Source organism: Rhizobium gallicum bv. gallicum R602sp (assembly GCF_000816845.1).
Lineage (GTDB): Bacteria > Pseudomonadota > Alphaproteobacteria > Rhizobiales > Rhizobiaceae > Rhizobium > Rhizobium gallicum.
Map to the genome: position 1 here is coordinate 252,936 of NZ_CP006877.1, position 24,449 is coordinate 277,384.

General features: G+C 59.5%; 29 protein-coding genes, 1 tRNA gene and 1 pseudogene. 17 read left to right on the forward strand and 14 right to left on the reverse strand.

All coding sequences use genetic code 11. The annotated features are described in order from the left end of the window. Positions 1 to 182: 182 nt before the first annotated feature. Positions 183 to 1,427 carry a hypothetical protein gene (locus RGR602_RS01215; RefSeq protein ID WP_039843583.1) on the reverse strand — a complete coding sequence of 415 codons (1,245 nt, stop codon included), beginning with the start codon at positions 1,425 to 1,427 and terminating at the stop codon, positions 183 to 185. A gap of 5 nt (positions 1,428 to 1,432) precedes the next feature. Beyond that, positions 1,433 to 2,497, reverse strand: coding sequence for a glycoside hydrolase family 5 protein (locus RGR602_RS01220; protein ID WP_039843584.1), 1,065 nt, complete (start codon positions 2,495 to 2,497; stop codon positions 1,433 to 1,435). A gap of 133 nt (positions 2,498 to 2,630) precedes the next feature. On the opposite strand from RGR602_RS01220, the gene RGR602_RS01225 reads away from it, so the two are divergent. Next, entirely contained in the window at positions 2,631 to 4,226 is a 1,596-nt protein-coding gene (locus tag RGR602_RS01225) for a GumC family protein (RefSeq protein ID WP_039843585.1), read from the forward strand. A gap of 115 nt (positions 4,227 to 4,341) precedes the next feature. After that, positions 4,342 to 4,674 carry a hypothetical protein gene (locus tag RGR602_RS01230; protein ID WP_039846577.1) on the forward strand — a complete coding sequence of 111 codons (333 nt, stop codon included), beginning with the start codon at positions 4,342 to 4,344 and terminating at the stop codon, positions 4,672 to 4,674. Between the two features lie 4 nt (positions 4,675 to 4,678). Here the strand turns inward: RGR602_RS01230 and RGR602_RS01235 are convergent, their stop codons facing one another. The 4 genes from RGR602_RS01235 to RGR602_RS01250 form a co-directional block, all read right to left on the reverse strand. Next, a complete protein-coding gene (locus RGR602_RS01235) occupies positions 4,679 to 5,161 on the reverse strand; it encodes a DoxX family protein (RefSeq protein ID WP_039843586.1) in 483 nt (160 codons plus the stop codon). Next, a complete protein-coding gene (locus RGR602_RS01240) occupies positions 5,154 to 5,936 on the reverse strand; it encodes an HvfC/BufC N-terminal domain-containing protein (RefSeq protein ID WP_039843587.1) in 783 nt (260 codons plus the stop codon). The genes RGR602_RS01235 and RGR602_RS01240 overlap by 8 nt, the downstream gene beginning before the upstream one ends. A gap of 8 nt (positions 5,937 to 5,944) precedes the next feature. Further along, positions 5,945 to 6,796, reverse strand: coding sequence for an MNIO family bufferin maturase (bufB, locus tag RGR602_RS01245; protein WP_039843588.1), 852 nt, complete (start codon positions 6,794 to 6,796; stop codon positions 5,945 to 5,947). Between the two features lie 71 nt (positions 6,797 to 6,867). After that, positions 6,868 to 7,152: a BufA1 family periplasmic bufferin-type metallophore gene (locus RGR602_RS01250; RefSeq protein ID WP_039843589.1), complete on the reverse strand. Its 285-nt coding sequence runs from the start codon at positions 7,150 to 7,152 to the stop codon at positions 6,868 to 6,870. A 226-nt stretch (positions 7,153 to 7,378) separates the two neighbouring features. On the opposite strand from RGR602_RS01250, the gene RGR602_RS01255 reads away from it, so the two are divergent. Beyond that, positions 7,379 to 7,945: a sigma-70 family RNA polymerase sigma factor gene (locus RGR602_RS01255; RefSeq protein ID WP_039843590.1), complete on the forward strand. Its 567-nt coding sequence runs from the start codon at positions 7,379 to 7,381 to the stop codon at positions 7,943 to 7,945. Next, the gene (locus RGR602_RS01260; protein ID WP_039843591.1) at positions 7,932 to 8,567 is read left to right on the forward strand and encodes an NrsF family protein; all 636 of its coding nucleotides are present in this window, start codon (positions 7,932 to 7,934) and stop codon (positions 8,565 to 8,567) included. The genes RGR602_RS01255 and RGR602_RS01260 overlap by 14 nt, the downstream gene beginning before the upstream one ends. A 63-nt stretch (positions 8,568 to 8,630) precedes the next feature. On the opposite strand, the gene RGR602_RS01265 is transcribed toward RGR602_RS01260, so the two are convergent. After that, a tRNA-Leu gene (locus RGR602_RS01265) sits at positions 8,631 to 8,717 on the reverse strand. Positions 8,718 to 8,920: 203 nt separating this feature from the next. On the opposite strand from RGR602_RS01265, the gene RGR602_RS01270 reads away from it, so the two are divergent. Further along, positions 8,921 to 9,340 carry a BA14K family protein gene (locus tag RGR602_RS01270; RefSeq protein WP_039843592.1) on the forward strand — a complete coding sequence of 140 codons (420 nt, stop codon included), beginning with the start codon at positions 8,921 to 8,923 and terminating at the stop codon, positions 9,338 to 9,340. A gap of 3 nt (positions 9,341 to 9,343) precedes the next feature. Here the strand turns inward: RGR602_RS01270 and RGR602_RS01275 are convergent, their stop codons facing one another. Next, a complete protein-coding gene (locus tag RGR602_RS01275; protein ID WP_039843593.1) occupies positions 9,344 to 9,637 on the reverse strand; it encodes a SelT/SelW/SelH family protein in 294 nt (97 codons plus the stop codon). Between the two features lie 157 nt (positions 9,638 to 9,794). Here RGR602_RS01275 and RGR602_RS01280 point away from each other — a divergent pair, with 157 nt between their 5' ends. Together RGR602_RS01280 and RGR602_RS01285 are read left to right on the forward strand one after the other, a co-directional pair. After that, positions 9,795 to 10,340, forward strand: coding sequence for a sugar O-acetyltransferase (locus RGR602_RS01280; RefSeq protein WP_039843594.1), 546 nt, complete (start codon positions 9,795 to 9,797; stop codon positions 10,338 to 10,340). A gap of 76 nt (positions 10,341 to 10,416) precedes the next feature. Then, positions 10,417 to 10,869, forward strand: a complete 453-nt coding sequence (locus tag RGR602_RS01285) for a GFA family protein (protein WP_039843595.1) — start codon at positions 10,417 to 10,419, stop codon at positions 10,867 to 10,869. 221 nt (positions 10,870 to 11,090) lie between these two features. Here the strand turns inward: RGR602_RS01285 and RGR602_RS01295 are convergent, their stop codons facing one another. The 3 genes and pseudogenes from RGR602_RS01295 to lepA form a co-directional block, all read right to left on the reverse strand. After that, the gene (locus RGR602_RS01295; protein ID WP_039843597.1) at positions 11,091 to 12,023 is read right to left on the reverse strand and encodes a nucleotidyltransferase and HEPN domain-containing protein; all 933 of its coding nucleotides are present in this window, start codon (positions 12,021 to 12,023) and stop codon (positions 11,091 to 11,093) included. A gap of 122 nt (positions 12,024 to 12,145) precedes the next feature. Continuing rightward, positions 12,146 to 12,344 (reverse strand): annotated as a pseudogene (locus RGR602_RS35235) (type II toxin-antitoxin system CcdA family antitoxin). A 108-nt stretch (positions 12,345 to 12,452) separates the two neighbouring features. Beyond that, positions 12,453 to 14,285 carry a translation elongation factor 4 gene (lepA, locus tag RGR602_RS01300; RefSeq protein WP_039843598.1) on the reverse strand — a complete coding sequence of 611 codons (1,833 nt, stop codon included), beginning with the start codon at positions 14,283 to 14,285 and terminating at the stop codon, positions 12,453 to 12,455. Between the two features lie 142 nt (positions 14,286 to 14,427). Here lepA and RGR602_RS01305 point away from each other — a divergent pair, with 142 nt between their 5' ends. The 5 genes from RGR602_RS01305 (at position 14,428) to RGR602_RS01325 (ending at position 18,201) form a co-directional block, all read left to right on the forward strand. Next, entirely contained in the window at positions 14,428 to 14,994 is a 567-nt protein-coding gene (locus tag RGR602_RS01305; protein ID WP_039843599.1) for a helix-turn-helix domain-containing protein, read from the forward strand. Positions 14,995 to 15,016: 22 nt separating this feature from the next. Next, positions 15,017 to 15,538: a GNAT family N-acetyltransferase gene (locus RGR602_RS01310; RefSeq protein WP_039843600.1), complete on the forward strand. Its 522-nt coding sequence runs from the start codon at positions 15,017 to 15,019 to the stop codon at positions 15,536 to 15,538. Between the two features lie 62 nt (positions 15,539 to 15,600). Next, positions 15,601 to 16,626 (forward strand): histone deacetylase family protein, encoded by a 1,026-nt coding sequence (locus RGR602_RS01315; protein ID WP_039843601.1) that lies wholly within the window; start codon positions 15,601 to 15,603, stop codon positions 16,624 to 16,626. Between the two features lie 10 nt (positions 16,627 to 16,636). Then, a complete protein-coding gene (gene recX, locus RGR602_RS01320) occupies positions 16,637 to 17,191 on the forward strand; it encodes a recombination regulator RecX (RefSeq protein ID WP_039843602.1) in 555 nt (184 codons plus the stop codon). A gap of 98 nt (positions 17,192 to 17,289) precedes the next feature. Next, positions 17,290 to 18,201 (forward strand): EamA family transporter, encoded by a 912-nt coding sequence (locus RGR602_RS01325; protein WP_039843603.1) that lies wholly within the window; start codon positions 17,290 to 17,292, stop codon positions 18,199 to 18,201. Here the strand turns inward: RGR602_RS01325 and RGR602_RS01330 are convergent. Continuing rightward, positions 18,198 to 18,665 carry a group III truncated hemoglobin gene (locus RGR602_RS01330; RefSeq protein WP_039843604.1) on the reverse strand — a complete coding sequence of 156 codons (468 nt, stop codon included), beginning with the start codon at positions 18,663 to 18,665 and terminating at the stop codon, positions 18,198 to 18,200. The genes RGR602_RS01325 and RGR602_RS01330 overlap by 4 nt on opposite strands. Before the next feature lie 169 nt (positions 18,666 to 18,834). Here RGR602_RS01330 and mbfA point away from each other — a divergent pair, with 169 nt between their 5' ends. Next, positions 18,835 to 19,818, forward strand: coding sequence for an iron exporter MbfA (mbfA, locus tag RGR602_RS01335; protein ID WP_039843605.1), 984 nt, complete (start codon positions 18,835 to 18,837; stop codon positions 19,816 to 19,818). 155 nt (positions 19,819 to 19,973) lie between these two features. On the opposite strand, the gene RGR602_RS01340 is transcribed toward mbfA, so the two are convergent. Both RGR602_RS01340 and RGR602_RS01345 read right to left on the reverse strand, forming a co-directional pair. Continuing rightward, entirely contained in the window at positions 19,974 to 20,573 is a 600-nt protein-coding gene (locus tag RGR602_RS01340; protein WP_039843606.1) for a transglutaminase-like cysteine peptidase, read from the reverse strand. Between the two features lie 185 nt (positions 20,574 to 20,758). Further along, positions 20,759 to 21,559 carry an alpha/beta hydrolase gene (locus RGR602_RS01345; protein WP_039843607.1) on the reverse strand — a complete coding sequence of 267 codons (801 nt, stop codon included), beginning with the start codon at positions 21,557 to 21,559 and terminating at the stop codon, positions 20,759 to 20,761. 171 nt (positions 21,560 to 21,730) lie between these two features. Between RGR602_RS01345 and infC the strand changes: the two genes are divergently transcribed. The 4 genes from infC (at position 21,731) to pheS (ending at position 24,449) form a co-directional block, all read left to right on the forward strand. After that, positions 21,731 to 22,267: a translation initiation factor IF-3 gene (gene infC, locus RGR602_RS01350; RefSeq protein WP_074063010.1), complete on the forward strand. Its 537-nt coding sequence runs from the start codon at positions 21,731 to 21,733 to the stop codon at positions 22,265 to 22,267. Between the two features lie 299 nt (positions 22,268 to 22,566). Next, positions 22,567 to 22,770 (forward strand): 50S ribosomal protein L35, encoded by a 204-nt coding sequence (gene rpmI, locus RGR602_RS01355; protein WP_004108077.1) that lies wholly within the window; start codon positions 22,567 to 22,569, stop codon positions 22,768 to 22,770. A gap of 39 nt (positions 22,771 to 22,809) precedes the next feature. Then, complete coding sequence (rplT, locus tag RGR602_RS01360; RefSeq protein WP_039843608.1) at positions 22,810 to 23,214, forward strand: 50S ribosomal protein L20; 405 nt, start codon at positions 22,810 to 22,812, stop codon at positions 23,212 to 23,214. A 152-nt stretch (positions 23,215 to 23,366) separates the two neighbouring features. Continuing rightward, on the forward strand, positions 23,367 to 24,449 hold the full coding sequence (pheS, locus tag RGR602_RS01365) for a phenylalanine--tRNA ligase subunit alpha (protein WP_039843609.1): 1,083 nt from the start codon (positions 23,367 to 23,369) through the stop codon (positions 24,447 to 24,449).

A 24,449-nucleotide genomic window follows, 5' to 3' on the forward strand; every position in this document is an offset into this window, starting at 1 on the left:
GTCTGCTTAGATCAAAGCAGCTACGCCGCATAGGCGAAGCTCTTTCATTCGTGCAACGATTTGCAGGAGAAGCTGTCAAGGACTTGCAGGCTCTCGCATCCGTTCGTTACGCTCCAACTTACGGAAGTCATAGCGAGAGTCCGTTCCGCCTGCGCCGTCGCGTATCCCCGCCGCGCAGCCGTTCAGGCAGAAACCGACATGCCTACTTTATCGGCAGCGCGTTTCCCTCGCACGCCCTCGTTGACCTTCAGGAAGCCGACGAGCAGCCAGACGAGGCCGGCTGTCTTCATGGAGAAGATCGCCGTGGAGCCGATCATCAGGTTCAGGAACATGAAGAGCGACAGCGAATGGGCAAGCCGCTTCTGGTTCGGCGTCTCGCCTGCCGGGAAAAAGGAGACGAACAGCCAGAAGAGGATGAGGCCGAAGATCGTCGCGCCATAGGTTATGTAGACGTAGCCGCTATCGACGAAAGTCGTGGCTTTCTCGAGTTCAAGGCCGAGCGCCGCCGGGATATCCATTGCGATGATGTTCCGGATTGTGCCGCTGATGCGGCCGACGAAGTCGTCTTCATGGGCATCGGGACGGAATGCATAAATGACGAAGCCCATGACGATAATCATCGGCATCATCAACAGATCGCAGATCTTCGGAATCCACGGAAAGAGAAAATAGCCGGCGAGGCAGGCCATGCTGAAAATCAGCATCGTACGCGTGTCGTTGGTAATGAGGATCAGCATGACGGTGAAGACGAAGAGCAGCCGGTCGAACAATCTCAGGCGATTGGAAAAGCTGACGAGATAGATGACCAGCACGCCGCAGAAATTGGCAAGTGACACCTGTTCCAGGAAGATCGATGAGGACCGGTGATCGATAATCCCGAAGGAAAATCGGGATGGGAACCCGAGCGCGCCGCGAAAAAGCCCGATGTCACTATAGGTGGCGCGGGGCACGCCGCGGGTGTTTTCGAAATATTCAGCCGGATGGAACAGGGCCACATAGGCTTGCACCGAGACAATCTCGCAGATCAGCACCGCCAGCACCACAACGCTGCATATCTTGAAAATCAGCTTCAGCGTTCGTTCGTTCGTCCATCGGCCCATGATGACGAAAGCGAAAATGATCAGCACGTTGCGCAGGTGGTCGATATAACCTGCGCGGTTGACCGCGATCACATAGACGGTGAGGAAGATCGTCGCCAGCAAATAGCCAAGCGGCGCGAGGTCTTCTTCGTAAAGGCCTCTCTTTAAAAGAAAGCCAAAACTGTAGATCAGCAGCAGGATCTCGCTGAGGGCGACATGCGACGACGCAAGCGGCGTGATGTTGTGGTTGATGAAGGCGAGAAGGCAATTATAGGTGACCGACAGCACGCCGACGGCCAGGATGCCGTAGTCGATAGGTTCCTTCGTTGTTGCATCTGGCTGTTCCATCGCCGCTACCTGCCCATTGTCCGGCACGCGTCCTCGGCAGGAGAAGGCGCCTTGGCGGCGGATTCCAGCACCGCGATCTGCTTTCGCTCATGGCCGTCGTGGGGCTGCACGTTCAAGGGCTCGCTCGCCGGCCACCAGTCACCGGCCACCCAATAGGTCCAGCCAAGCCAGACGTCGTCGTTCTCCTGCATCGTATCCAGAACCGTCTTCAAGCCGGCGACGCATTCGGGTGCTTGCGAAACGCCGAATTCGCCTAAGAGCACCCTGGTGCCGTGCTCGCGTGCCCATTCGGACATGCGGATGATGGCATTCCTGGCGTTCTCATTGCCGGAGCATTCGTCATGCGTACCGGAAGAATCGCTGTCGAAATACTGGTGAACCTCGTAGGCAAAGTTCTTGCGCGGATCCTTGACGCCGAGCATCACAGTGCCGTTCGGCCCGCCTGGGCCATCGGACTGCCAGGAATGGGCGCCCGTCCACTTCGTGCCCGGCACGAGGACGAGATTGTTGGCGCCGACCGCCCGGATGCCGCGGAACGCCGCATTGGCTGCGCTAAGCCATTTGTCGCTGGCAATGTCGTGGGGTTCGTTCATGAGCCCGAAAATCACGTCGTCCTGATTGGCAAATTCGGAAGCAAGCCGAGTCCAGAAATCTGAAAATGCCAGGGTCGTCGCCGGCGGTGTCCCGACCTGCGTTTTCTTGTACTGGGCATAATTGTGCGGATCGAGAATGGCAGTCATCTCATGCTTGCGCAAAAGGGCCACCGTATCCTTTATGCGCTGGAGTTCGGCGTCGTTCAGTGGCTGCCCGAGTTCAGGCTGCAGGCGCTCCCACAAGAACGGCAATCGAACGATATTCATCCCCTTCTGCTTGAAGTAGCCGATTGTCTCTTCGGAGGGGTAGGCATAATCCTTGAAAATCTCTCCACCCGGATTGCCGAATTCCGCACCGGAAAGATTGATGCCACGAAAGCAGGGACCCGCCGCTTCGGCAAGGCCGACGTGCCACGGCAGCATTGCTGCCGCGGCGATCGTCAGCATGCGGCGCCAGGGCGATAACGCGGCTTTCATCGATCTCGCTTTCTAGAGTTCTGCCATGTTCCGGCAATATCGGGTAGGGTATCTTAACGCTCCGTTAGCTAAGGATTTCTAAAGTCGGTCTACCTCCGCCAAAGATCTGCGTCGGCGGGTCACGAGTGTGTTTATGAGCCAATTTGACAGGAACAGAGTTAGTCGGCTGCCTAGCTGGCGAAGCTACGAGCCTGCGCCAACCGCGCCGGAAAGCTCTGCCGCGCGCGCGCCTGTCTTAAGGCCTGGTGATTTCGCAAAATCCTTTCCCGAGCCGGAGGCGCCGCCGTCGCCCATTCCTCCCGAAAAGGACTTGCGCCAGACACAGCCTTTGCCGTCGCAGCCCGAGCGTGCCGTTGTCCGCGCAGCGCCGGTTTCCGTCGATACTGATGCGCCGCTTGTTGATATGCGATCGGCCATCTTTGCGATCTGGAACAGAAGGCTGATTGTCCTCGGACTGGCCGCGCTCGGCGCTTTGGCGGGCGCAGCACTGCTGCCGTCGCTGCCGCAGAAGTTCACCGCAAGCACAAGCCTTTATTTCGATCCGCGCCAGATCGGCCTTGCAGATTTGGCGACACAATCATCGACGATCTCGCCGGAGATGATTTCGTCGATGATCGACAGCCAGGTGCAGATCCTGATGTCCGGCAACGTGCTGCGCCGGGTTGCCGATACCATGAAGCTTGCGCAGGATCCGGAATTCAACGGCGGGCGGAGCGACGACGCGGCTGTAGTCAGCGCCCTGCAGAAGTCGCTTACGATCACCCGCCAGAGCAGCACCTATGTCGTATCGTTGACAGCCGTGACGAACAATCCGGAGAAATCCGCCAAGCTTGCAAACCAGGTCGTGACCTCGTTCATGCAAGAGGAAAGCAGTGCCTCGACAGGTCTATACGAAAATACCACGGCGACGCTGGATGTTCGTTTGACCGATTTGCGCCAGAAAGTGCAGGAGGCCGAGCAGGCCGTCGAAACCTTCCGCGCCGACAACGATATGGCGGCGACGGAGGGCAATCTGATTTCCGACCAGCGTCTTGCCTCGCTAAATACGCTGCTGCTGACTGCGCAGGAAAAGACAATTCAGGCCAAGGCCCGCGCGGATGCGGCCGCGAACATGAGCTTCGAGGATGTCGTCGCCAATAGCCAAACGGACGGCAATTCTGTGAACTCGTCGCTCGCGAGCCTTCGACAGCAATATGCCACTCAGGCCGCAGCGGTCGGCAGCCTCGAGAGCCAGATGGGCGCTCGTCATCCGCGACTGCAGGCCGCCCGCTCGTCACTGCAGAGCATTTCGGGCGAGATCAAGGGCGAATTGCAGCGCATGGTGACTTCGGCGCGCGCCGATTTTGAGCAGGCGGCAAAGGCCGAGGAGGCGATTGCCAGGGAACTGAACATTCAAAAGGCGCTGCAGGCGACCACATCCGACAAGCAGGTCGAGCTTAACGAACTGCAGCGCAAGGCGACGGCCGCCAGGGAAATTTACGAGACCGTCCTGAAGCGCTCCAGTCAGACGACCGAGGAGCAGAACCTTCCACAGAGCAACATCCGGGTCATTTCAGAAGCCGAACCGCCAACGAAACCGGACGGTCCCGGCAAGAAGATTCTATTGATCGCCGGCGTTATCGGCGGGCTCTTCACCGGCTTTGCCGCCGGCGCGGCCTTTGCGATCCTCGCAAGCCTCTTTGGGCATCCGGTCATTCGGAGCTATTTCCGCCGGGAGGCCCCGCGGTAAAGGGCTACCAAATCAATTTGTTGTGCCCGGTCTACCGCTTGATGGCTGCATGGCTGCTTCCTAAATTTGAAGACGAATGTCGCTGGAGCCCGTCCTGCAACGAAAGGTCACCGATATGCGATCCCTGCCGATGTTGCTCGCTGCCCTTTCTGTCGTCAGCGGCCTGATCGCCGCGCCGGCTTTTGCGACGGATTGGAGCCGGGCGGGCAAAGCAGCCGCTCAGCCGCTCTATCCCTATCCCGATCTCCCCGGCGTAAAGTCTCAGCCCGACAAGAAGGATGAGGAACAATATGTCTGCCGCACCGAAACGCGCGGCATTCGGCGCAATGGGGACTGGATCTTCCGCTCCGGCGGCATGCCGACCACCGTCTACGTATGCGACCGCGACGGTTACGTGAGCCAAGGAACGCAAGTGCCCGCAAGAGGCCACTATCAGCCCGTGCGCTGACGCTTCATGCCGTGCGGGAAAAATACCGCGCGATGAAGTAGTCCATTGAGACGCGCCCCGGTCCGCCTGCAATGATGACCAGGAAGCAGACGGCCCACGTGCCGTGTGTCGGCCATGCATCGGGATAGAGGAAGATTTCGATCACCAGCGTCATGACGAGAAGTGCTAGTGCCGAGAGCCTGCTTGCAAATCCGATGACGAGAAGCGCCGGGAAGAAGTGCTCGGCGAAAGCTGCAAGATGCGCGGCGAGCCAGGGATTGATAAACGGCAGCCGGTATTCGGTCTCGAACAGATAGACTGCGGTTTCGGCAACGCGCCATCCGTCGACCTTGGTTTGCCCGGATTGCCAGAATACTGCGCCGATCGAGATGCGCGAAATCAGGGCGATCAGGTCGTGCGGGATGTAATCGAGGAGATGCAGCAAACCGTTGAGTTTCTGCGGAAGGCCGCGAGGGGCTATCGTTGTCATGGTGCTCTCGTCAGTCATGATTGTCTCCCGCGCTGTTCCAGCGCACGTCGATGAAGGCGCCGGCCTGCAGCGCGCCGGCGAGGTTGGATGAAAGATCGAAATCCAGCGACGCTTTTGTGGCGCGCTCTACGGCGGCAGCCAGTGCCGTACCCTTCGCAAGCTCCGATAGGAAGGTCGCTCCGCCGGCCGGCAGACGATGCGCTTCGACACGCGCACGTGGCCTGACCACCAACACGTCCTCGCTGGTCCAGTTTTCAATCGGCCGAAGCTCCATTTCGCCGACATTCATTGCCCAGATGGTCACAATCGGATGAGGGGATGTGAGGACTGACAGGGAGGGATGGGCGACGAATGTCAGTTCGGCGAGGCGATCCGGATCGATTGCGGCCAGTCGCTCGGCCTGCAACGGAGCCGCCTCTGCCGCATGATAGGCTCGTCCTCGCGCCGCTTCCAGACGGATCACATCCGCAAGATAGGCGATGTCCCTGGCGGGCGCGAAGCGTTCGACGAATTCCGCAAGGTCATCACCATATGCCAGAAGCAGCGGCGAGCGCGGCGGATGAAGCCGAATGAATTCACGCAACATCGCGGCAAAGAACGCATTGCCGACGATCTTTTCCGCCACTGGAAACCGCGAAGCGAGCGCCCCCATCAGGCCGATTGTCACATTGTTGCGATAGACGCCGAAACGGCGCTCCGGCCGCGGGCCATCCCAGGCGGTCAACCCTTCGGGAACCGGCAGGGAGATGTCGGTCAGTGCTGCTGCGAAGTTGCTTTGCGTAATGGTTGACACAGAAGACCTCATGCGGCTCGGCGCGCAGCGCCCTTAAGGATCGCATCGGCGGCCTGTGCTTCGGCACGCAATACCGGCCATTGCGGCACGTCGTTGTCCCATTCCACCAGGCTTGCGATCGGCCCGGTTCGCATGATCAGTTCCTCATAGAGCGCCCAGACGGGATCCTTTACGGGCGTGTCATGCGAATCGATCAAAAATCGCGCCCCCGCATCGTCGACCGTTTCCGAATGGCCGCTCAGGTGGATTTCGCGAACCCGTTGAACTGGAAAGCGGGCGAGATAATCGCGCGGGTCCATATGATGGTTGGTGGAGGCGACGAAGACGTTGTTAACATCGAGGAGCAGGCCGCAGCCGGTCCGCCTGGCGACTTCGGCGAGAAAATCGGTCTCTTCGATCGTGCTTTCCTCGAAGAGCAGGTAGGTGGCGGGATTTTCGAGCAGCATCTGCCGCTTCAGCGTGTTTTGCACCTCATCGACATGCTCGACGACCTGCACAAGGGTTGCCTCGGTATAAGGCAGCGGCAGGAGATCATTGAGGAAGACTGTATCGTGCGTCGACCAGGCGAGATGTTCGGAGAAGCTCTCCGGCTCGTAGCGGTCGCAGACGGTTTTCACGCGGGCAAGATGTTCCCTGTCGAGTGGCTGCATTGAGCCGATCGAAAGGCCGACGCCGTGGATCGAAAGCGCATAATCTTCACGCAACTTGCCAAGTTGGGCGTGCGGTGGCCCGCCAGCACCCATATAGTTCTCGGCATGTACCTCGAAGAAGCCGATCGGCTGGGGTTCAGCATTGATGTCGGCGAAATGTTGCGGCTTGAAGCCGACGCCGGCGCTACGGGGAAGTCCTGACGCCTTCATGTGATCTCTCCTGGTAGGGGACGGCGGTGCTGATAATCGGCGCCGCCGGTCTTTTCGGATGTTTTGGGGTCTCAGGCCGGAGCCGGGCCTTGCTTCAACGAGCCGTGACCATTCGGCGTCTTCATCGCCTCGCAGGTTCCGGCTGGAACGAGCTTCCAGGCGTTTTGCTGATAGTCGACCTTCGAGGTACCGGCGCAAGTGGTCCCGGGTCCGGCCGCGCAGTCGTTCTGGCCCTTCATGGAAACGCCGTAGCACTTTTCCTTGTTGTCCGCAGCCGAAGCGGCAGGAGCGGCAACAGTTGCAAGCGCCGAGGCGAGCGAGCCTGCGAGAGCCAACGTAACGATGCTGTTTTTCATTATTCATCTCCGTAAGAATGGCGAGCCGTGATTGGCTTGCATTGCGGGCTACGGAGGGAGTCGACGGAATGTTACAGCGCTTCTCGCGATTTTTTTGCCGGCCCGGCTTGCCGTCTGCGCGATTGCAGGGGAAAACGCCTGAGAACAAAGGCTCGCCCGCTACCGCGAAATATTTTCGAACGAGCGGTAACAAAGATGTGTGCCCTCTCGTAGAGGATGATATCGGGTGAAATATTCAGCACGGGAAGAGGAATGGGCAGGCTGGATGCGCAGCGCCATGGATGGCGATGCGCAAGCCTATCACCGCTTTCTTTGCGCTGTGACACCTCATCTGCGCGCCATGGCCCGCAGGCGCTGCGATCAGTTTGGCGCGCCGGCAGGCGAGGCGGAGGATGTCGTGCAGGAGGTGCTGCTTGCAGTTCACCTGAAGCGCGGAACCTGGGATCCGGCTCGCCCGATCGGCCCTTGGCTGTCGACGATCGTGCGCAATAAGCTGATAGACAGCCTGCGCCGCCGCGGCCGTCACATCGATGTGCCCATCGACGACGTGATGACAACGCTCGAAGCGGAAGAACAGGCGGGCAATTTGGATCGGCTCGACGCCGAACATATGTTGAATCGCCTGAAGGATCCGCAGCGTGATATCGTGCGCTCGATTTCGATCGAGGGAGCAGGTGTTCGCGAAACGGCCGAAAGGCTGAGAATGAGCGAAGGTGCGGTGCGCGTCGCGCTGCACCGGGCGTTGAAGTCGCTGGCGGCATTGTATCGGAGTGAGACGAGTGAAGACCGATGACCTGATCAGCCTCCTGGCACAAGACGCGCCCATCCGCACGCGGCTTGGTCCCTTGCTCCTGGGTGCGCTGCTGATCGGCGTCGCAGTCTCTGCGGCGTTGCTTCTTTCGGCCGTCGGTATCCGTCACGACATGGCAAGCGCGATCGAAACGGCACGCGTGCTCTTCAAGATGGTCCTGACCCTGATGCTCGCCGTCACCGCTTGCAGGCTTGTCTTTCGCATAGGCCGTCCAGGCGTGCCGTTGAGACATTCAAGCCTGGCGCTGTTCGTGCCGCTGATCCTGCTGGCAGCTGGCACTGCGGCCGAATTGTCGGCCATTCCGCAGGATTTATGGGAAACGGCGATGCTCGGCCGCAACGCACGCTTCTGCCTGTTCTTCATCCCGGTCCTGTCGCTCGCGCCGCTTGCGGGTTTCCTCTGGGCGCTGAAAAACGGCGCTGCGGAACACCCAAGCCTTGCCGGTGCTGCAGCAGGCCTTGCCGCCGGCAGCATAGCGGCGGCGCTTTATGCCTTGCACTGCACGGACGACAGCCCGCTGTTTCTCGCAGTCTGGTACACCGCGGCAATCGCGGCAGTGACAGCCATCGGCGCGCTGCTTGGATCACGATTTCTGAGGTGGTAAGACAGCGAGGTCACGAGACCACGGCCGTTGGCATCGGCTCTTTCTGCTATCTTTGTAATGGAATGGTGCCCAGAAGAGGACTCGAACCTCCACACCCTTTCGGGTACCAGCACCTGAAGCTGGCGCGTCTACCAATTCCGCCATCTGGGCGACGGAGAGCCATGTAAGGGGGTGGCTCTTTGCTGTCAACTGGCTTTTTGAAGTTTTCCTGACAGGCTGAAAAAAAGAGCGAATATGCCTCCCTAACACGCCAAAACCGGGCGATCACGCCGAACTGAACGGCTTTCGATCTTGTGGTGGATGCCATGCGGCGGCGGGTGTTCTATATCTGCAGCAGCAGAAAGGAATCAGTGATGTCTGCTCTTCGAACGATCATCTTCGGCTCCGTCATCGGCTTCGTGCCGCTTGCGGCCAGTGCCGCGCCTCCGCTTGCGCCGCTGCAACAGCGTATTCCGGCGATCATCAACGTGCAATCGACCTACTGCGATTATCGCGGTTGCTTCGGCTTCGGGCCGCAGCAGTGGCACCGCCCGGCCTATGTCCAGCCGAACTATCGTCCGCCGGAAGCGAGAGGGCCGACCTATTACCAACCGCGCGCCCAGCCCAGGCGGCAGCTCTCCTATGATCCGCCGCCAATTCGCCGGATACGTCCGCCGGCGAAGGATATGCATGTCGAATGGTGCCGAAATCAGTATCGGACCTACAATCCGAGGACCGATCGTTTTGTGACCTACGAGGGCATCTACAAGACCTGCAATTCGCCCTTCGACTGAGGGTCAGCTCTCCAGCGAAACGCGGTCGGCATGGCCGAGATCGCGGCCGGGTTCGATGATGTCCCGCACCCGCTGCTTGAGTTCCTTCGGCCCCGGGAAACCACCGTCGCGTTTGCGCTCCCAGATGAGGTCGTCGTTGACTCGAATCTCGAAATTGCCGCCCGTACCAGGAATGAGCGCCACTTCGGCGAGGCTATCAGAAAAGGTGTGCAGCAATTCCTGCGCCATCCAGCCGGCGCGCAGCAGCCAGTTGCATTGGGTGCAGTAGAGGATCGTCACACGGGCTTTTTCAGTCATCGGCGGATTCCTTGCAATGCTTCGATTTAAGGCCTTCGTGGCCGCTTCGCAACGTCCGGCTTGCGCGGAAAGGCCGTCGCATGTTCATGTCGCGAAGTTAGCTATGGTGCTGCGCGGCACGGTCCGCTTAATAGGCGTTCAGCACCGGGAGAGGCAGATGAGCGAGCGGGACAAGATGACGGCTGGCGAGTGGTATTGCTGCCTTGATGGCGAGCTCGAGGGGCTGCGCCAGCTGGCGCGAAGGGCCGTTCACCAGCACAACACGATGCCGCCGGACGAACGCGGCAATATGGCACCGGCGCTGGCGCTGCTCTTTGCAAAGGCGCCTGCCGACGCTTTCATCGAGGCGCCGTTTCATTGCTCCTATGGTGTGAACATAGCCCTCGGCAGTCGCGTCTACCTCAATGCCGGCTGTACCATCCTCGATTCGGGAACGGTGGCAATCGGCGAGCGGTCCATGCTGGGGCCGGGCGTGCATATCTATTGTGCGGAACATCACAAGGATGCAGCTCTTCGCAAAGCCGGGATCGAGATGGCGCGGCCGGTTTCGATCGGGGAGGATGTCTGGATCGGCGGCGGCGCTACCATTTTGGGCGGCGTGTCGATCGGGGACGGCGCAATCGTCGGCGCAGGCGCGGTTGTGACGAAAGATGTACCGAGCGGTGCGACGGTCGTCGGCAATCCGGCGCGAATCCATAAGTGATTGCGATGCATATCGGCCGTGGCCTTGATTGACGTCGGATGACGCTAGATTATGGGCGAACCTGGAGGATTGGCCGATGAGCAATAAGAACCTGCCATGGGAAGGTGGCTGCCGTTGTGGCCGAGTCAGGCTCAAGATCAGCGCAAAGCCGCTGCTCACCATGGCGTGCCATTGCACCGGCTGCCAGAAAATGTCGTCCAGCGCCTATTCGTTGAGCGCTGCAATTCCGGCGGAAGGCTTCGAAGTGACCCGGGGCGAACCCGTGATCGGCGGCCTGCATGGCGTAACACGGCACTATTTCTGCCCGCATTGCATGAGTTGGATGTTTACGCGGCCCGAGGGCATGGACTGGTTCGTCAACCTGCGTGCCACCATGCTGGATGATACAACCTGGTTCACACCGTTCATCGAGACTTGGACGAGGGAGAAGCTGTCATTCGCCGAAACCGGTGCGGTGTATAGCTTTGAAACGCTGCCGGAAATGAATGCCTATGAGGGGCTGGTGAAGGAGTATGTGGCGCGGGGATGAGGCTTAGAGGCCCTGGAACAGGAGATCCGGCTCGGCAGCAATTTCGTCGCCAACCCGGCCTACTTCGTCCGCGCTCATCAACAATCTCTTGATTTCACGGATTCCCAAGCGTTCTGAATCGGAACTGCCGAAAACTGCTTTGCGGCCCAATTTGTGGTGTTCTTTCTGATGCGACCGAAGCAGCCTTCTTCTGGCAAATATGCACTGTTTCGCGAAACGCATTAGCCTGCAGAGCTGCCGCTCGCCCGCTCCAGCTCGACCAGCTGCTCCTTGCAGATCGTCTCGACGAGGCGGTGCAGATGCTCCGTCCGCTCGACCAGCCACGCAAGCGCTTCGTCGGTAATCTCGAAGTGCTTCGAGTAACGCGCCTTCACATAGGCTTCGTTGAGGATGTTGTACCAGGCGGTATAGCGGTGCTGGTCGCGCGGCCAGGCGTCGATCAACCGGCGGTCCTGATCTTCGGCCAGCCCGCGTAGGAATTTCAGGTTGTGCGATGGCGGGCTATAATTGGTCAGCGTGAGAAGCGCCGTCGCAAAAGCATGCTCGTTTGCCTGGTGTAGACTAAACGCTGCCAGACGTGCCCATTCGGTCGCTTCACCAATTTGGCTGGCCTGCCATTGCGCGGTCCGAAGGGTTAATTGAGCCTCCGGGTAGCGCCTCTCGAAATGCTCCTTCGCCACCCTGTATGCATCGACGGCGGAAAGCCTTCTTGGTTCGGCCAGCGGCCGGTCGTCGAGCTCGTAGAGCACGATGCCCTCGCGCAAGATGTCGACGAAGAAATACTGGCCGTCGGCCAAAAAGTTGTTCACTTCCCGGGCGCCATGGACGATCAGCCCGACCGGCGTTTTCACATCCTTGTCCCACATCAGCCGGTCGGTCGCCTTGTCCCAAAATTGCGGTTCGGCCAGTTGCTTGGAATTGACGATCACCAGGATGTCGTAGTCGGAGCGGTAGCCCTTCATCGTGTGCGGCTCGTCGACCCAGGTGCCGCGGCTATACGAACCAAACAAAATGATTTTTAAGATCCGACCGCGCTTCTTGAAGGCCGCAGACGTGCCTGACAGGGCGTCGGCGAACTCCTCATGGATGATCGCAACGACGCGGGCAAGCTCGCGCTGCTTTTCTTCCGGCAGATGTTCCAAGGACGATCGCATGGGTCCATCGATAGGCCAAAGACGATTCGCCGTCTACTACTGGAAACTGTAGGAACTGCGACCGTTTGCAAGCCGACGCAATCTCCCGCGGCTACAGTGGAGCGGGATGGTTCCTTGCTTTTTCAGGGGTTTGAAAGCGGGCCATGAAATTTGCCGTACTTCACAAACGGTAGCCCGTGCGTTTCAACGCAAGCATCTGCTTCGGCTATCGCCTCCGCATTCTCGCCGCAAGCATTCGCGCTCGGCTTTGATCGCGCGGGTGATCCCGTTTTCCGCGGCACGGTAGATGTTGACATTGAGTTGGCGTGCGGAGGAGACGATCTGAGCATCGAGAGACCGATTCGAGGCCTTTCGGACAGGCGGTGCACGGCGATAGTCCTTCCGAAGTTATGCGCAGGAAATTGCGCATAACTTCGAAGGGAAAAGGATCTACTCGTCGCCCATCTTCAGCGCCGCGATGAACGCCTCCTGTGGGATTTCTACCTTGCCGAACTGGCGCATGCGCTTCTTGCCGGCCTTCTGCTTGTCGAGCAGCTTGCGCTTGCGGGTGGCGTCGCCGCCGTAGCACTTGGCGGTCACGTCTTTGCGCAGCGCTGAGATGGTTTCGCGGGCAATCACGTTGCCGCCGATCGCGGCCTGGATCGGGATCTTGAACATGTGCTTCGGGATCAGCTCCTTGAGCTTCTCGCACATGTCGCGGCCGCGCTTTTCAGCCGCCGTCCGGTGCACCATCATCGACAGGGCGTCGACCGGTTCGCCGTTGACGAGGATCGACATCTTCACGAGGTTGCCTTCGCGGTGGTCGCTTAACGCATAGTCGAAGGAGGCGTAGCCCTTCGAAATCGACTTCAGCCGGTCGTAGAAATCGAAGACAACTTCATTGAGCGGCAAATCGTAAGTCAGCATTGCGCGCGTGCCGACATAGGTAAGTTCGATCTGGATGCCGCGCCGGTCCTGGCAGAGCTTCAGGATGCCGCCGAGATAATCGTCCGGCGTCAGGATTGTGGCTCTGATCCAGGGTTCGTGGATCTCGGCGATTTTCACGACATCCGGCATGTCGGCCGGATTGTGCAGCTCGCGCTCCGTACCGTCTGTCATGTACATCTTGTAGACGACGGAAGGCGCGGTTGCGATGAGGTCGAGGTCGAATTCGCGTTCCAGGCGTTCCTGGATGATTTCGAGATGAAGCAAGCCTAGGAAGCCGCAGCGGAAGCCGAAGCCGAGGGCTGCGGAAGATTCCATCTCGAAGGAGAAGGAGGCGTCGTTGAGGCGCAGCTTGCCCATCGCGGCGCGCAGATCTTCGAAATCGGCAGCATCGACTGGGAAGAGGCCGCAGAAGACGACGGGCTGGGCCGGCTTGAAGCCCGGCAGCGCTTCTGCAGTCGGCCGCTTGTCCTCGGTGATGGTATCGCCGACGCGGGTGTCGGCCACTTCCTTGATGCTGCCGGTGATAAAACCGATCTCGCCAGGACCGAGGCAATCCACATTGACCATCTTCGGCGTCAGCACGCCGACGCGTTCCACCTGATACTTGGCATCGGTGCCCATCATGCGAATTGTCTGGCCCTTGGTCAGTACGCCATCGATGACGCGCACCAGAACCATGACGCCGAGATAGGCGTCGTACCAGCTATCGACGAGCAGTGCCTTCAGCGGCGCCTTCTCGCCGCCCGGGCTCTTCGGTGCCGGCAGCTTGTGGACGATCGCTTCCAGCACAGCCGGAATGCCGAGACCGGTCTTGGCAGAGATCAGTACCGCGTCGGAAGCGTCGATGCCGATCACTTCCTCGATCTGCTCCTTGATGCGCTCAGGTTCTGCCGCCGGTAGGTCGATCTTGTTGAGGACGGTGACGAGCTCGTGGTTGTTGTCGATCGCCTGGTAGACATTGGCAAGCGTCTGCGCCTCCACGCCCTGGGACGCGTCAACGACCAGCAGCGAGCCTTCGCAGGCCGAGAGCGAGCGTGAGACTTCGTAAGCGAAGTCGACGTGTCCGGGGGTGTCGATCAGGTTCAGGATGTAGGTCTCGCCGTCATCCGCCTTGTAGTGCAGGCGCACGGTCTGCGCCTTGATGGTGATGCCGCGCTCGCGCTCGATGTCCATGTTGTCCAGCACCTGCTCGGACATTTCGCGATCGGCAAGGCCGCCGGTCGTCTGGATCAGACGGTCGGCAAGCGTCGATTTGCCATGGTCGATGTGGGCCACGATCGAGAAATTGCGGATGTGGGACAGCGGAGTCGTCGGTTTGGTGCTCATGCGCGCCATATAGCAGTGCCGCCCCCCGCCGCAAAGCGGAAAAGCAGGACTCCGTTTAGGATAAAACGCGCGTCATAGGCGGTGACAAAAACCGCTTGATTCCATTATCAGGCCATGCATTTCTCTTATAGTAGAATCAGTGGATCGGACGATGGACCAGGAACTCGAAACGGCGATCGGCATTCGCATCCGCAAGCTCAGGGTCGAAAAGGGCCTGACGCTGGATGACCTTGCCAATGCCTCCGGCGTCAGCCGCGCGATGATCTCGCGCATCGAGCGGGCGGAGGCGAGCCCGACGGCCTCGCTGCTTGCAAGGGTCTGTGCCGCGCTCGGGCTTTCGCTTTCAGCCTTCTTTGCCGATGAAAGACAGGCCTCGCCACTTGCAAGACGCCATGAGCAGCAGGTCTGGCGCGATCCGGAAACCGGTTATCTGCGCCGCTCCGTCTCGCCACCCGCAACGTCGTCCGAGGTCGATATCGTCGACGTCGAGTTCCCTGCGGGCGCCTGCGTCAGCTTTCCGCCGCATACGGCAAGCCACGGCATGACACAGCACGTCTGGGTGTTCGAAGGCGAGATGGAGATGACCACTGGCGCAACGGTGCATCATCTTTTGCCCGGCGATTGCCTCTTCATGCCGGTCGGGGAGGGGCATGTCTTCCGCAATCCCACCGGCAAACCCGCCCGTTATTGCGTCGTGCTCAACCGTAGCACCCGCTGATTTGATTTTCAGGAGAGAGATCGTGACCGTCATTCGTATTCTTGATGCACAACAGGCCAATGGGGCTATTCCGGAACTTTGCGAGATACTCGTCGACTGCGTGGAGGGCGGCGCTTCAGTCGGCTTTATGCAGCCTTACACGGCGGCCGACGCCGAGCCCTATTGGAGGAGCGTCGCAGAAACGGTCGGGGCGGGCGTCAACCTGCTCGCCGTGGCTGAGATCGACGGAAAGATCGTCGGGACGGTGCAGGTCGGATTTGCCTCGATGCCGAACCAGCCGCACCGTGGCGATTTGAAGAAGCTGCTCGTGCATCGTTCTGCTCGTGGCAAAGGTATGGCACGGCTGCTGATGGAAGCGATCGAACACGAAGCCGCAAAACATGGCAAGCGCCTGCTGGTGCTCGACACAGCAACCGGCAGCGAGGCGGAGGCAATCTATCCGCGACTCGGCTGGGAGCGCGCCGGCGTCATTCCGGATTATGCGATGTGGCCGGAAGGCGGCTATTGCGCAACCACGCTCTTCTACAAGCGCATCGCTCCCTAAACCATTGACAAGGCGTGCATCCGCCGCGCCTTATCCAACAAAACAAATCAGGGGAGAAGCCGGTGCGCGTCATTTATTCCGAAGACCACAAGCTGCGCGATGCGAAGACAGAGCTGCATGGCGGTCTGCTGGTGACGCCGTTCGAAGGACCGTTTCGCGCAGAGTGGATCCTAAAAGCAGTCAAAGAAGCGGGCTTTTCGGATGTTGTTGCGCCGGAACGGCATGGACTGGAAACGGCTCTGAAAGTGCATGACGCCGGCTATCTCGATTTCCTGTCGAAGGCCTGGACTTTGTGGCAGGCGAGCGGGGCCGCGGGCGAAGCGATCCCGACCTCACTGCCGGTGCGCCGCGCAACGCAGCGCGTGCCGAACGATATCGACGGAATGCTCGGCTATTACGCCAATGCCACCGAAACCTCGATCACCGGCGGCACCTACGAGGCCGCCGTTGCCTCGATGCAATGCGCGATCACCGGCGCCGATTGGCTAAATGGCGGAAACCGGTTCGCCTTCTCGCTTTGCCGGCCTCCCGGCCATCATGCGGGCATCGATCTCTTCGGCGGCTATTGCTTCATCAACAACGCCGCCGTCGCGGCCCAACGCCTGCTGGATATCGGCGCAAAGAAGGTTGCGATCCTCGATGTCGATTTCCATCACGGCAACGGCACGCAGGACATCACCTATCGCCGCGGCGACATTTTCTTTGCGTCCCTGCACGGCGAACCCGCCAATGCCTTTCCCTATTTCTGGGGCTATGCCGATGAAACCGGTGAGGGCGACGGCGAAACCTGCAATGCGAACTACCCGCTGCCGCGCGGCACGGCCTGGGCTGCATGGTCGGCAGCGGTTGCGGATTCGCTTGCGCGCATCAAGGCTTTTGGCGCCGAAGCCATCGTCGTCTCGCTCGGCGTCGATACCTTCGAACGCGATCCGATCTCCTTCTTCAAGCTGACTTCCGATGATTTCACACGCATGGGCGCATTGATCGCCAAGGCGGGCCTTCCAGTCCTGACCTGCATGGAGGGCGGCTATGGCGTAACGGAAATCGGTCTCAACGTCGCCAATATGCTGAAAGGGCTGGAGGCCTAGAAAGCCTGCGATGGACGACCAAAATCAGCAATCCGATGTTCCGACGCCGCGAATGCTCTCCTGGGCACGCAACTCGACGATCTATCGCCTCGAGCGCCGGATGATGACGGAAAAACAGCTCTTCGATGCGATCACGCGAAAGGCGAAGCAGAAGTTCGAAGACATCAGTGCGGCGCAGCTGAAGGCGCTGGCCGACTCGGCGGTTAAATTCGCCTACGACCAGAAGGCTCTGGACGACGTCGCCTATGCTGCGGTGAGCACCCGCTCGGCGGTGCGCGGCGGCAAGTCGAAACGGAACATCGCGCAGAAACTCTCCTCGAAAGGGGTGGCAACCGATATCGTCGATACCGCGCTCGAGCGTGCAGACGATCTGTTCGCCGCCGTCGTCTTCGCCCGCAAGCGCGCCTTTGGTCCGTTCCGGCGTGGCGATCTAGATGAGAAGCGAAAGGTGAAGGAGCTTTCAGCTTTCGCCCGGAATGGATTCAGCTTTGAGATCGGCAAAAAAGTGTTTGGCATGAGCCTCAGCGAGGCTGAAGAGGTGCTCGAAACTAGGCTGGCGTTTTAGCGTCTCGGTTCATAAAGCGCGCTTATGTTCGGATCAGAAGTTTGCATTTGCCGCTCTGCGATTGCGTTCGTATCAGTGGAGCAAATCAGGAGCGGAAAATGGATCAGAAGACGGGCGAACCAGCGGCAAACGGCAGTGCCGTTGCGCTAACTGCAGCGACCCCCTCATTTTCCAGCGGTGTTGCGGCCGGTGCACTCATGTGCCTGCTGTCGATGTCGTCCATTCAGTTTGGTGCAGCATTCTCTTCCGGCGCGATCGCAGCCTATGGATCGGCCGGTGCCTCCTGGCTACGGCTTGCCTTCGCGGCAGTCATCCTTGCGATCGCCGTTCGCCCGCCATTACTGCGCTACAGCCGCGAGCAATGGATCGGCGCACTGGTTCTCGGCACGACGACAGCGCTAATGACCATGTCCTTCTTCGCGGCGATCGAGCGAATTCCTTTGGGGCTTGCGGTAGCGATCGATTTTCTTGGTCCGCTTTCGGTCGCGACGTTCGGTTATGGCCTGACGCGGCGCCTGATCTGGCCGGCGATTGCCGCAGCCGGAGTTCTCCTCCTCGCCTATGATGGCGAGCAATGGGTCGGCAATCTGCCCGGCGTGCTCTTTGCCTTCGGCGCCGGCGCGGGCTGGGCATGCTATATCATGCTGACGAAAAAGGTCGGTGCGGCGTTCAAGGGACTGGAAGGCCTCTCCATGTCGCTGATCGTGGCAGCGGTGGTGGCGACGCCCTTCGGCTTTGCCGGGGCCGCGTCGAACCTCGATGGCTACGGTCTCGTCGAGATGGCAGGTCTGGCGATCCTCGTTCCGCTCTTGCCCTATACCCTGGAAATGATTGCGTTACGGCGGATGTCGACGGCCGCGTTCGGCATCCTGATGAGCTTGGAACCGGCAATCGGCGCGCTCGCGGGCTTCCTCATCCTTGCGCAACCCATGACGCTGTTGCAGACGCTCGGGACCGCGCTGGTCGTTGCGGCGAGCGCAAGTGCGACCTTTTCGACGGAAAAAGCTTAGGCGGGCTTGCGCGCCGGATCGTCCAGTGCGGGGTTGTAGAATAGCGATAGCGTCAAACTCTTCGCGATGCGTTCCGCTGTCGCCATGAACCAGGCCTTTGCCGCGGCATTTGGAGCGATATCATCGAGCGTTGCGGCAAAGAGCTCCAGCCATTGCGGAAAGAGAGCCGGCGTCATGTTTGCAACACCGACATGTGCTTGCACCGGCTTCCCGCCGTAGGCGCCGCTGCGGAAGGCGACGGACGACCAGAAGCTCTTCATCTTCGCCATGTGCTCCGGCCAGCGGCCGGCAAGCCGGGCGTCGAAAACCGGGCCGAGTTCGGGATGTGTAAGGACGCGGCCGTAGAATGTCTCGACCAGCCTGTCGATGAAGGCATTGTCGATGCCCATCGCATTCATTTCTGCTTCCGCTCGCTGGCGGATTGCGGCGGCATGCGCCGCCCTGCCTTGCAATTCACTATTCATCTCAGACCCATGGTCGCTTTGTTGCAGCACGCCTCATATAGGCACCCGCCTCTTCCAACTGAAGTCCACAATTCGTCTTGCGGCAATCTGTCGGGATCGTCCGCGCGGTGCTTGACGCCTTGCGGAGCGCTGTTTAGATTTAGAATAATTCTAAAATGGAGCTATTGTTATGCTGCCGCAGTTTTTCAGGTCGTTCAAACGTTCATTCAAATCATTGTCGGAACAGGAAATTCTGGCGCTAGCGATTGCCTCCGAGGAGGACGACGCCCGCATCTATCGTGCCTATGCCGACCAGCTGAAGGCCGCTTATCCCGCCTCGGCGCAGGTCCTGGAGGACATGGCGGAAGTCGAAAATACGCACCGCAAGTCGCTGATCGAGATCCATCGGGAGCGTTTCGGCGAACGCATTCCGTTAATTCGCCGCGAGCATGTGCAGGGCTTTTATGAGCGCAAGCCGGATTGGCTGCGCAAGAACCTGTCGTTGGAAGCAGTGCGACAGGAGGCCGAGACGATGGAGGAGCAGGCTTATCGCTTCTACGTCGAGGCGGCAAAGCAGACTTCGGATGCCTCGACGCGCCAGCTTCTCGGCGATCTCGCGCTCGCCGAACAGGGTCATGAAGACATTGCCAGGATGCTCGGCGACAAACATACGCCGGAGGGCGTAAAAGACGCCGAGGACGATACGGCGCGGCGGCAATTCGTGCTCACCTATGTGCAGCCCGGCCTTGCAGGCTTGATGGATGGTTCGGTCTCGACGCTGGCGCCGATCTTTGCGGCCGCCTTTGCGACGCAGGATACGTGGCAGACCTTCCTCGTCGGCCTCTCGGCCTCGGTAGGCGCGGGTATATCGATGGGCTTCACCGAAGCTGCCCATGACGACGGCAAGATTTCCGGGCGCGGTTCGCCAATCAAGCGTGGTCTCGCCTGCGGCATCATGACAACGCTCGGCGGTCTCGGCCACGCACTGCCCTATCTCATTCCGCAATTCTGGACGGCGACGATCACCGCCGTCGTCATCGTCTTTTTCGAGCTCTGGGCGATCGCGTTCATCCAGAACAGGTATATGGAAACGCCATTTCTGCGCGCCGCCTTCCAGGTCGTGGTCGGCGGGGGCCTTGTGCTAGCTGCCGGGATCCTGATCGGCCATGGGTGAGGCCCGGTCCGGCGCAGCCGAAGCAATCGAGGTCAGTGACACGATTGCAAGTACTGAACGCCTTGAAATCAATCGAAGGGCGCGAGACCGTGCGGCACACAAAGTCTCATGAAGCGGCCGACCGTCGCAGGCCTTGGTGCTGAAGGTTGAATTTCTTACTTCAAAGCGCCGACCAGGACGTCGCGGCCGTTTTCGATCGTCACCCAGCGGCCCGCATTGTAGCTCGACTGGCGCTTGACGAAGGAATAAGCCGTGTCGAACCAGGGCTTCACGCTGGAAGCGAGGTTGTCGAGAATGAAGTCGCCTTCGGTTGTGCGAAGCGTCAGCACGGCATGGCCTTCGCCATCCGGTTTACGCACCACCGTCATCAGAAGGTTTGCCGGCTCAAAGCCGCGCTGGATCAGGATGCGGCGCTTAAGGAGTGCAAAATCTTCACAGTCGCCCGCCGTTCCCGGATAAGCCCAGATTTCGTCCTTGCCGTAGATTTCCTTGTCCGTCATCGGAGTGATGGTGCTGTTGACGGTGGAATTGACCGAGCGGACAAGAGCCCACTTCTCGCCATTCATTTCCGCCGGCCCTGCATTGCGGTCCGCACCGCATTCGATCCGGTGCAACTGGCAGAAATCATAATGGCCGATTGGCTGCGAGGTGGCGCCGCCGGTAACCATCGAGAGGTTTCTTGTGGGGGCCGGTAATGCGGCCGAAGACATCGCAAACATGGCCATCATGACCATCAAGTAACCCTTGATCCGCACGCCCGTTTCCCTGCATCGCCCTTGTATTTGTTAACAAAGAGTTAACGGAGAGGGCGTTGAGGAGTCAATCATTACTTCTCGAAGGGCTGCCCTAACAACCCGACATGGTTAAAATGCCACACAACCGTCGGTTCCAGGCGCGCACGGTCTCGAGCTCTGGTGGAGGCGGCAGGCGCCTGCTTCGACTAACGAATGAGGCCTTTGGCGGCAGATAGTATCCGCTCGATATCCTGCGGCCGTGAAAGCCGATGGTCGCCATCGCGAATGAACGTCAACACGACATTGTCGGCGGGCAGGTGTTCAACCAGCTTCATGGCGTGACTGTAGGGAACGTCCGGATCTTTCATGCCCTGCAGGACATGCACCGGGCAGCCTGTGTTGATGATGCCGGTCAAAACCCGGTTTTCGCGGCCGTCTTCCAGGAGTGCACGGGTGTAAATGTTGGGCTCCGGGCTGTAGTCGGACTTTTCTTCGAAATAGCCGCGTTCGGCAAGCGAGGCGCGATCCTTTTTCCTCAGGTGCGGCTCGATGAGGTCCGATGTGAAGTCGGGTGCCGGCGCGATCAGCACCATACCGTCGAGCTTTGGCGCCCCCTCCAACTTTGCAAGTTCCTGCGCCAGCCGCAACGCTATCCATCCGCCCATGGAGGAACCGACGATGATGACGCGCTCGGGTCTTGCATGGAGGAGGACGGCGAGCGCTTCTTCCAGCCAGCGGGAAATCGTTCCATCCTTAAACTCTCCAGCGGAAAGTCCATGCCCCGAATAGTCGAGGCGGATGCAGGCAAGTCCGAGTTCGCCGGCCAGCCGATCGAGCTCTATCGCCTTTGTGCCGCTCATGTCCGACCGATAGCCGGAGAGCCAGACGAAGGTCGGGCCGCGATCCTTCGAGGTGGCTTGACGAATGATGAAAGCGATCTTTCGCTCCGCGTCGCCTTCGCCCACCGTCAGGAACTGCGGCTCGGATATGGCTGTTGCTTCGGACATAAGCACAAACTCCCATTGTTTGTGCCTATAAAACAGATTCTCGATAGGCTGACAGCAGGTGATTTTTCCGCTAAAGCGTGTTATTGACGACATCGCAGCGATAGCGAGACTTCGTTGCGCCCCAATGGAGCGCGAAGCTGCGATCTGAAACAACTCGAGGAGAGTACGACCATTCGCAGACCTTTTAAAACCGACGCGCCCGTGAAGGAAGGGCCGCGTTCGAACCGGGAAATCCGTATTCCTAAGGTTCAGTTGATTGATGCTGAAGGACAGAATTTGGGCGTGGTGCCCACCGATCAGGCCTTGAGAATGGCTGAAGAAGCCGGCCTCGACCTTGTGGAAATTTCTCCCAACGCCGAACCGCCTGTATGCAAGATTCTCGATCTGGGCAAGCTGAAGTACGCCAACCAGAAGAAGGCCTCCGAGGCGCGCAAGAAGCAGAAGATTGTCGAAGTCAAAGAAATCAAAATGCGTCCGAACATCGACACCCATGATTATGAGGTGAAGATGAAGGCTATGGGCCGCTTCTTTGAGGAAGGCGACAAGGTGAAGGTGACGCTGAAGTTCCGTGGCCGCGAAATGGCCCACCAGGAACTCGGCATGAAGCTTCTGCAGCAGGTCAAGGCGGACACACTGGAATTTGCAAAGGTCGAAGCCGAACCGAAGCTTGAAGGCCGCCAGATGATGATGGTGCTCGCGCCGAAGTGAGCGGTCCTCATCAATGCATCAAAGCCGTCCGTAAGGGCGGCTTTTGTGTTTTTCAGCGCGCCTGAAGAATCCTCGTCTGCCCCGTTGCACTTTGGCGGCGCTGCGGGTATAAGCGCGCGTCCGAACTGACCGGCAGGGCATGCCGTGGCAGTTTCGAATGCTTGCGGGACGGTTTCGTCGCCATGCCCGCAGATCAACAACAAACACTCCCGCACCTTGTTGCGACGGCCGGAAGACCGGACATCGCAGAAGGGCTTTTTTGAAGAAGCGCGCAGGGAAGATAGAAACGGAGTAGCAAAATGCCCAAGATGAAGACGAAGTCCTCGGCCAAGAAGCGGTTCAAAATTACCGCGACCGGCAAGGTCAAGGCCGCTGCTGCTGGCAAACGCCATGGCATGATCAAGCGTACCAACAAGTTCATTCGCGACGCACGTGGCACGATGGTTCTCGCAGAACCCGATGGCCGCAAGGTTGTGAAGAACTACCTGCCGAACGGTCTCTAAGACTATTCCGCGAACGCTTTAGATTAAGGAGATCATGAAATGGCACGTGTAAAAAGAGGCGTTACAGCCCATGCCAAGCACAAGAAAGTTCTGAAGGCAGCAAAGGGCTTCTATGGCCGCCGCAAGAACACTATCCGTACCGCCAAGGCTGCCGTCGATCGCGCCAAGCAGTACGCCTACCGCGACCGCAAGGTCAACAAGCGCAATTTCCGCGCGCTTTGGATCCAGCGCATCAACGCTGCCGTCCGCGAATTCGGCCTTACCTACGGCCGCTTCATCGACGGCCTGAACAAGGCTGGCATCGAGGTCGACCGCAAGGTCCTCTCCGACATGGCGATCCATGAGCCGGAAGCATTCGGCGCGCTCGTCACAGCCTCCAAGAAGGCCCTCGAGTACCTCAAGGATGCCGGTACGAAGAATGAGTTTGAAAGCGCGGTTCGTTAACCAGCGCTTCCCAACCTTGACGCTTTTTTGAATTTTGGGAAACCCGCGCTGGTTTGGGCTGGCGCGGGTTTTTCTTTCTCTCTACTGCTTGCCCGGCCGGTTCTAACCAGCCTCCGATTTGCCCGCCTGATCCCGGACGGAAAGAATTGACGATGTCAGATATCGACCAGCTCAAATCATCGCTGCTTGCCGAAATTGTTGCCGCCAACGACGAACCGGCACTCGAAGCCGTGCGCCTTTCGGCCCTCGGGAAAAAGGGCTCCGTTTCCGAGCTCCTGAAGACGCTCGGCGCGATGTCGCCTGAAGAGCGCCAGACCAAGGGCGTTGCAATCAATGTCCTCAAGAATGAGGTCGCAGATGCACTTGCCGCTCGCAAGGCGACGCTCAAGGAAGCGACAGTCAATGCCCGCCTGAAGGCCGAGACGGTCGACATCAGTCTGCCGGTCCGCTCCTCGCCCGCCGAGCGCGGCCGCATTCACCCGATCAGCCAAATCGTCGACGAAATCACCGCGATCTTCGGCGACATGGGCTTCTCGATCGCCGAAGGTCCGGATGTCGAGACCGACTATTACAATTTCACGGCGCTGAATTTCCCCGAAGGCCACCCAGCCCGCGAAATGCACGACACCTTCTTCTTCCAACCGGATGAGAACGGCGAGCGAAAAGTGCTGCGTACGCACACTTCGCCCGTACAGGTGCGCACCATGGAAGCGCAGAAGCCGCCGATCCGCATCATCATCCCTGGCAAGACGTATCGTCAGGATTCGGATGCGACCCATTCGCCGATGTTCCATCAGGTCGAGGGACTGGTGATCGACACGAAGGCGAACGTCGCCAACATGCGCTGGGTGCTCGAAGAGTTCTGCAAGGCCTTCTTCGAGGTCGACAGCGTGACGATGCGTTTCCGCCCGTCGTTCTTCCCGTTCACTGAGCCGTCCTTTGAAGTCGACATCCAATGCGACCGCTCAGGCCCGATCGTCAAATTCGGCGAAGGAACGGATTGGATGGAAATCCTCGGCTGTGGCATGGTCCATCCGAATGTGCTGCGCTATGGCGGGCTCGACCCGGACGAATATCAGGGCTTTGCCTGGGGCATGGGCCTCGACCGCATCGCTATGCTGAAATACGGCATGCCCGACCTGCGCGACTTCTTCAACGCCGATGTCCGCTGGATGACCCACTATGGCTTCCGCCCGCTCGACATGCCGACGCTGTTCGGCGGCTTGAGCGTGTAA

Coding starts and splice junctions, on each gene's coding strand:
- RGR602_RS01215 (WP_039843583.1), bottom strand. CDS start 1,427: ATGGAACAGCCAGATGCAACAACGAAGGAACCTATCGACTACGGCATC.
- RGR602_RS01220 (WP_039843584.1), bottom strand. CDS start 2,497: ATGAAAGCCGCGTTATCGCCCTGGCGCCGCATGCTGACGATCGCCGCG.
- RGR602_RS01225 (WP_039843585.1), top strand. CDS start 2,631: ATGAGCCAATTTGACAGGAACAGAGTTAGTCGGCTGCCTAGCTGGCGA.
- RGR602_RS01230 (WP_039846577.1), top strand. CDS start 4,342: ATGCGATCCCTGCCGATGTTGCTCGCTGCCCTTTCTGTCGTCAGCGGC.
- RGR602_RS01235 (WP_039843586.1), bottom strand. CDS start 5,161: ATGACTGACGAGAGCACCATGACAACGATAGCCCCTCGCGGCCTTCCG.
- bufB (WP_039843588.1), bottom strand. CDS start 6,796: ATGAAGGCGTCAGGACTTCCCCGTAGCGCCGGCGTCGGCTTCAAGCCG.
- RGR602_RS01250 (WP_039843589.1), bottom strand. CDS start 7,152: ATGAAAAACAGCATCGTTACGTTGGCTCTCGCAGGCTCGCTCGCCTCG.
- RGR602_RS01270 (WP_039843592.1), top strand. CDS start 8,921: ATGTCTGCTCTTCGAACGATCATCTTCGGCTCCGTCATCGGCTTCGTG.
- RGR602_RS01275 (WP_039843593.1), bottom strand. CDS start 9,637: ATGACTGAAAAAGCCCGTGTGACGATCCTCTACTGCACCCAATGCAAC.
- RGR602_RS01280 (WP_039843594.1), top strand. CDS start 9,795: ATGAGCGAGCGGGACAAGATGACGGCTGGCGAGTGGTATTGCTGCCTT.
- RGR602_RS01285 (WP_039843595.1), top strand. CDS start 10,417: ATGAGCAATAAGAACCTGCCATGGGAAGGTGGCTGCCGTTGTGGCCGA.
- RGR602_RS01295 (WP_039843597.1), bottom strand. CDS start 12,023: ATGCGATCGTCCTTGGAACATCTGCCGGAAGAAAAGCAGCGCGAGCTT.
- lepA (WP_039843598.1), bottom strand. CDS start 14,285: ATGGCGCGCATGAGCACCAAACCGACGACTCCGCTGTCCCACATCCGC.
- RGR602_RS01305 (WP_039843599.1), top strand. CDS start 14,428: ATGGACCAGGAACTCGAAACGGCGATCGGCATTCGCATCCGCAAGCTC.
- recX (WP_039843602.1), top strand. CDS start 16,637: ATGGACGACCAAAATCAGCAATCCGATGTTCCGACGCCGCGAATGCTC.
- RGR602_RS01325 (WP_039843603.1), top strand. CDS start 17,290: ATGGATCAGAAGACGGGCGAACCAGCGGCAAACGGCAGTGCCGTTGCG.
- RGR602_RS01330 (WP_039843604.1), bottom strand. CDS start 18,665: ATGAATAGTGAATTGCAAGGCAGGGCGGCGCATGCCGCCGCAATCCGC.
- mbfA (WP_039843605.1), top strand. CDS start 18,835: ATGCTGCCGCAGTTTTTCAGGTCGTTCAAACGTTCATTCAAATCATTG.
- RGR602_RS01345 (WP_039843607.1), bottom strand. CDS start 21,559: ATGTCCGAAGCAACAGCCATATCCGAGCCGCAGTTCCTGACGGTGGGC.
- rpmI (WP_004108077.1), top strand. CDS start 22,567: ATGCCCAAGATGAAGACGAAGTCCTCGGCCAAGAAGCGGTTCAAAATT.
- rplT (WP_039843608.1), top strand. CDS start 22,810: ATGGCACGTGTAAAAAGAGGCGTTACAGCCCATGCCAAGCACAAGAAA.
- pheS (WP_039843609.1), top strand. CDS start 23,367: ATGTCAGATATCGACCAGCTCAAATCATCGCTGCTTGCCGAAATTGTT.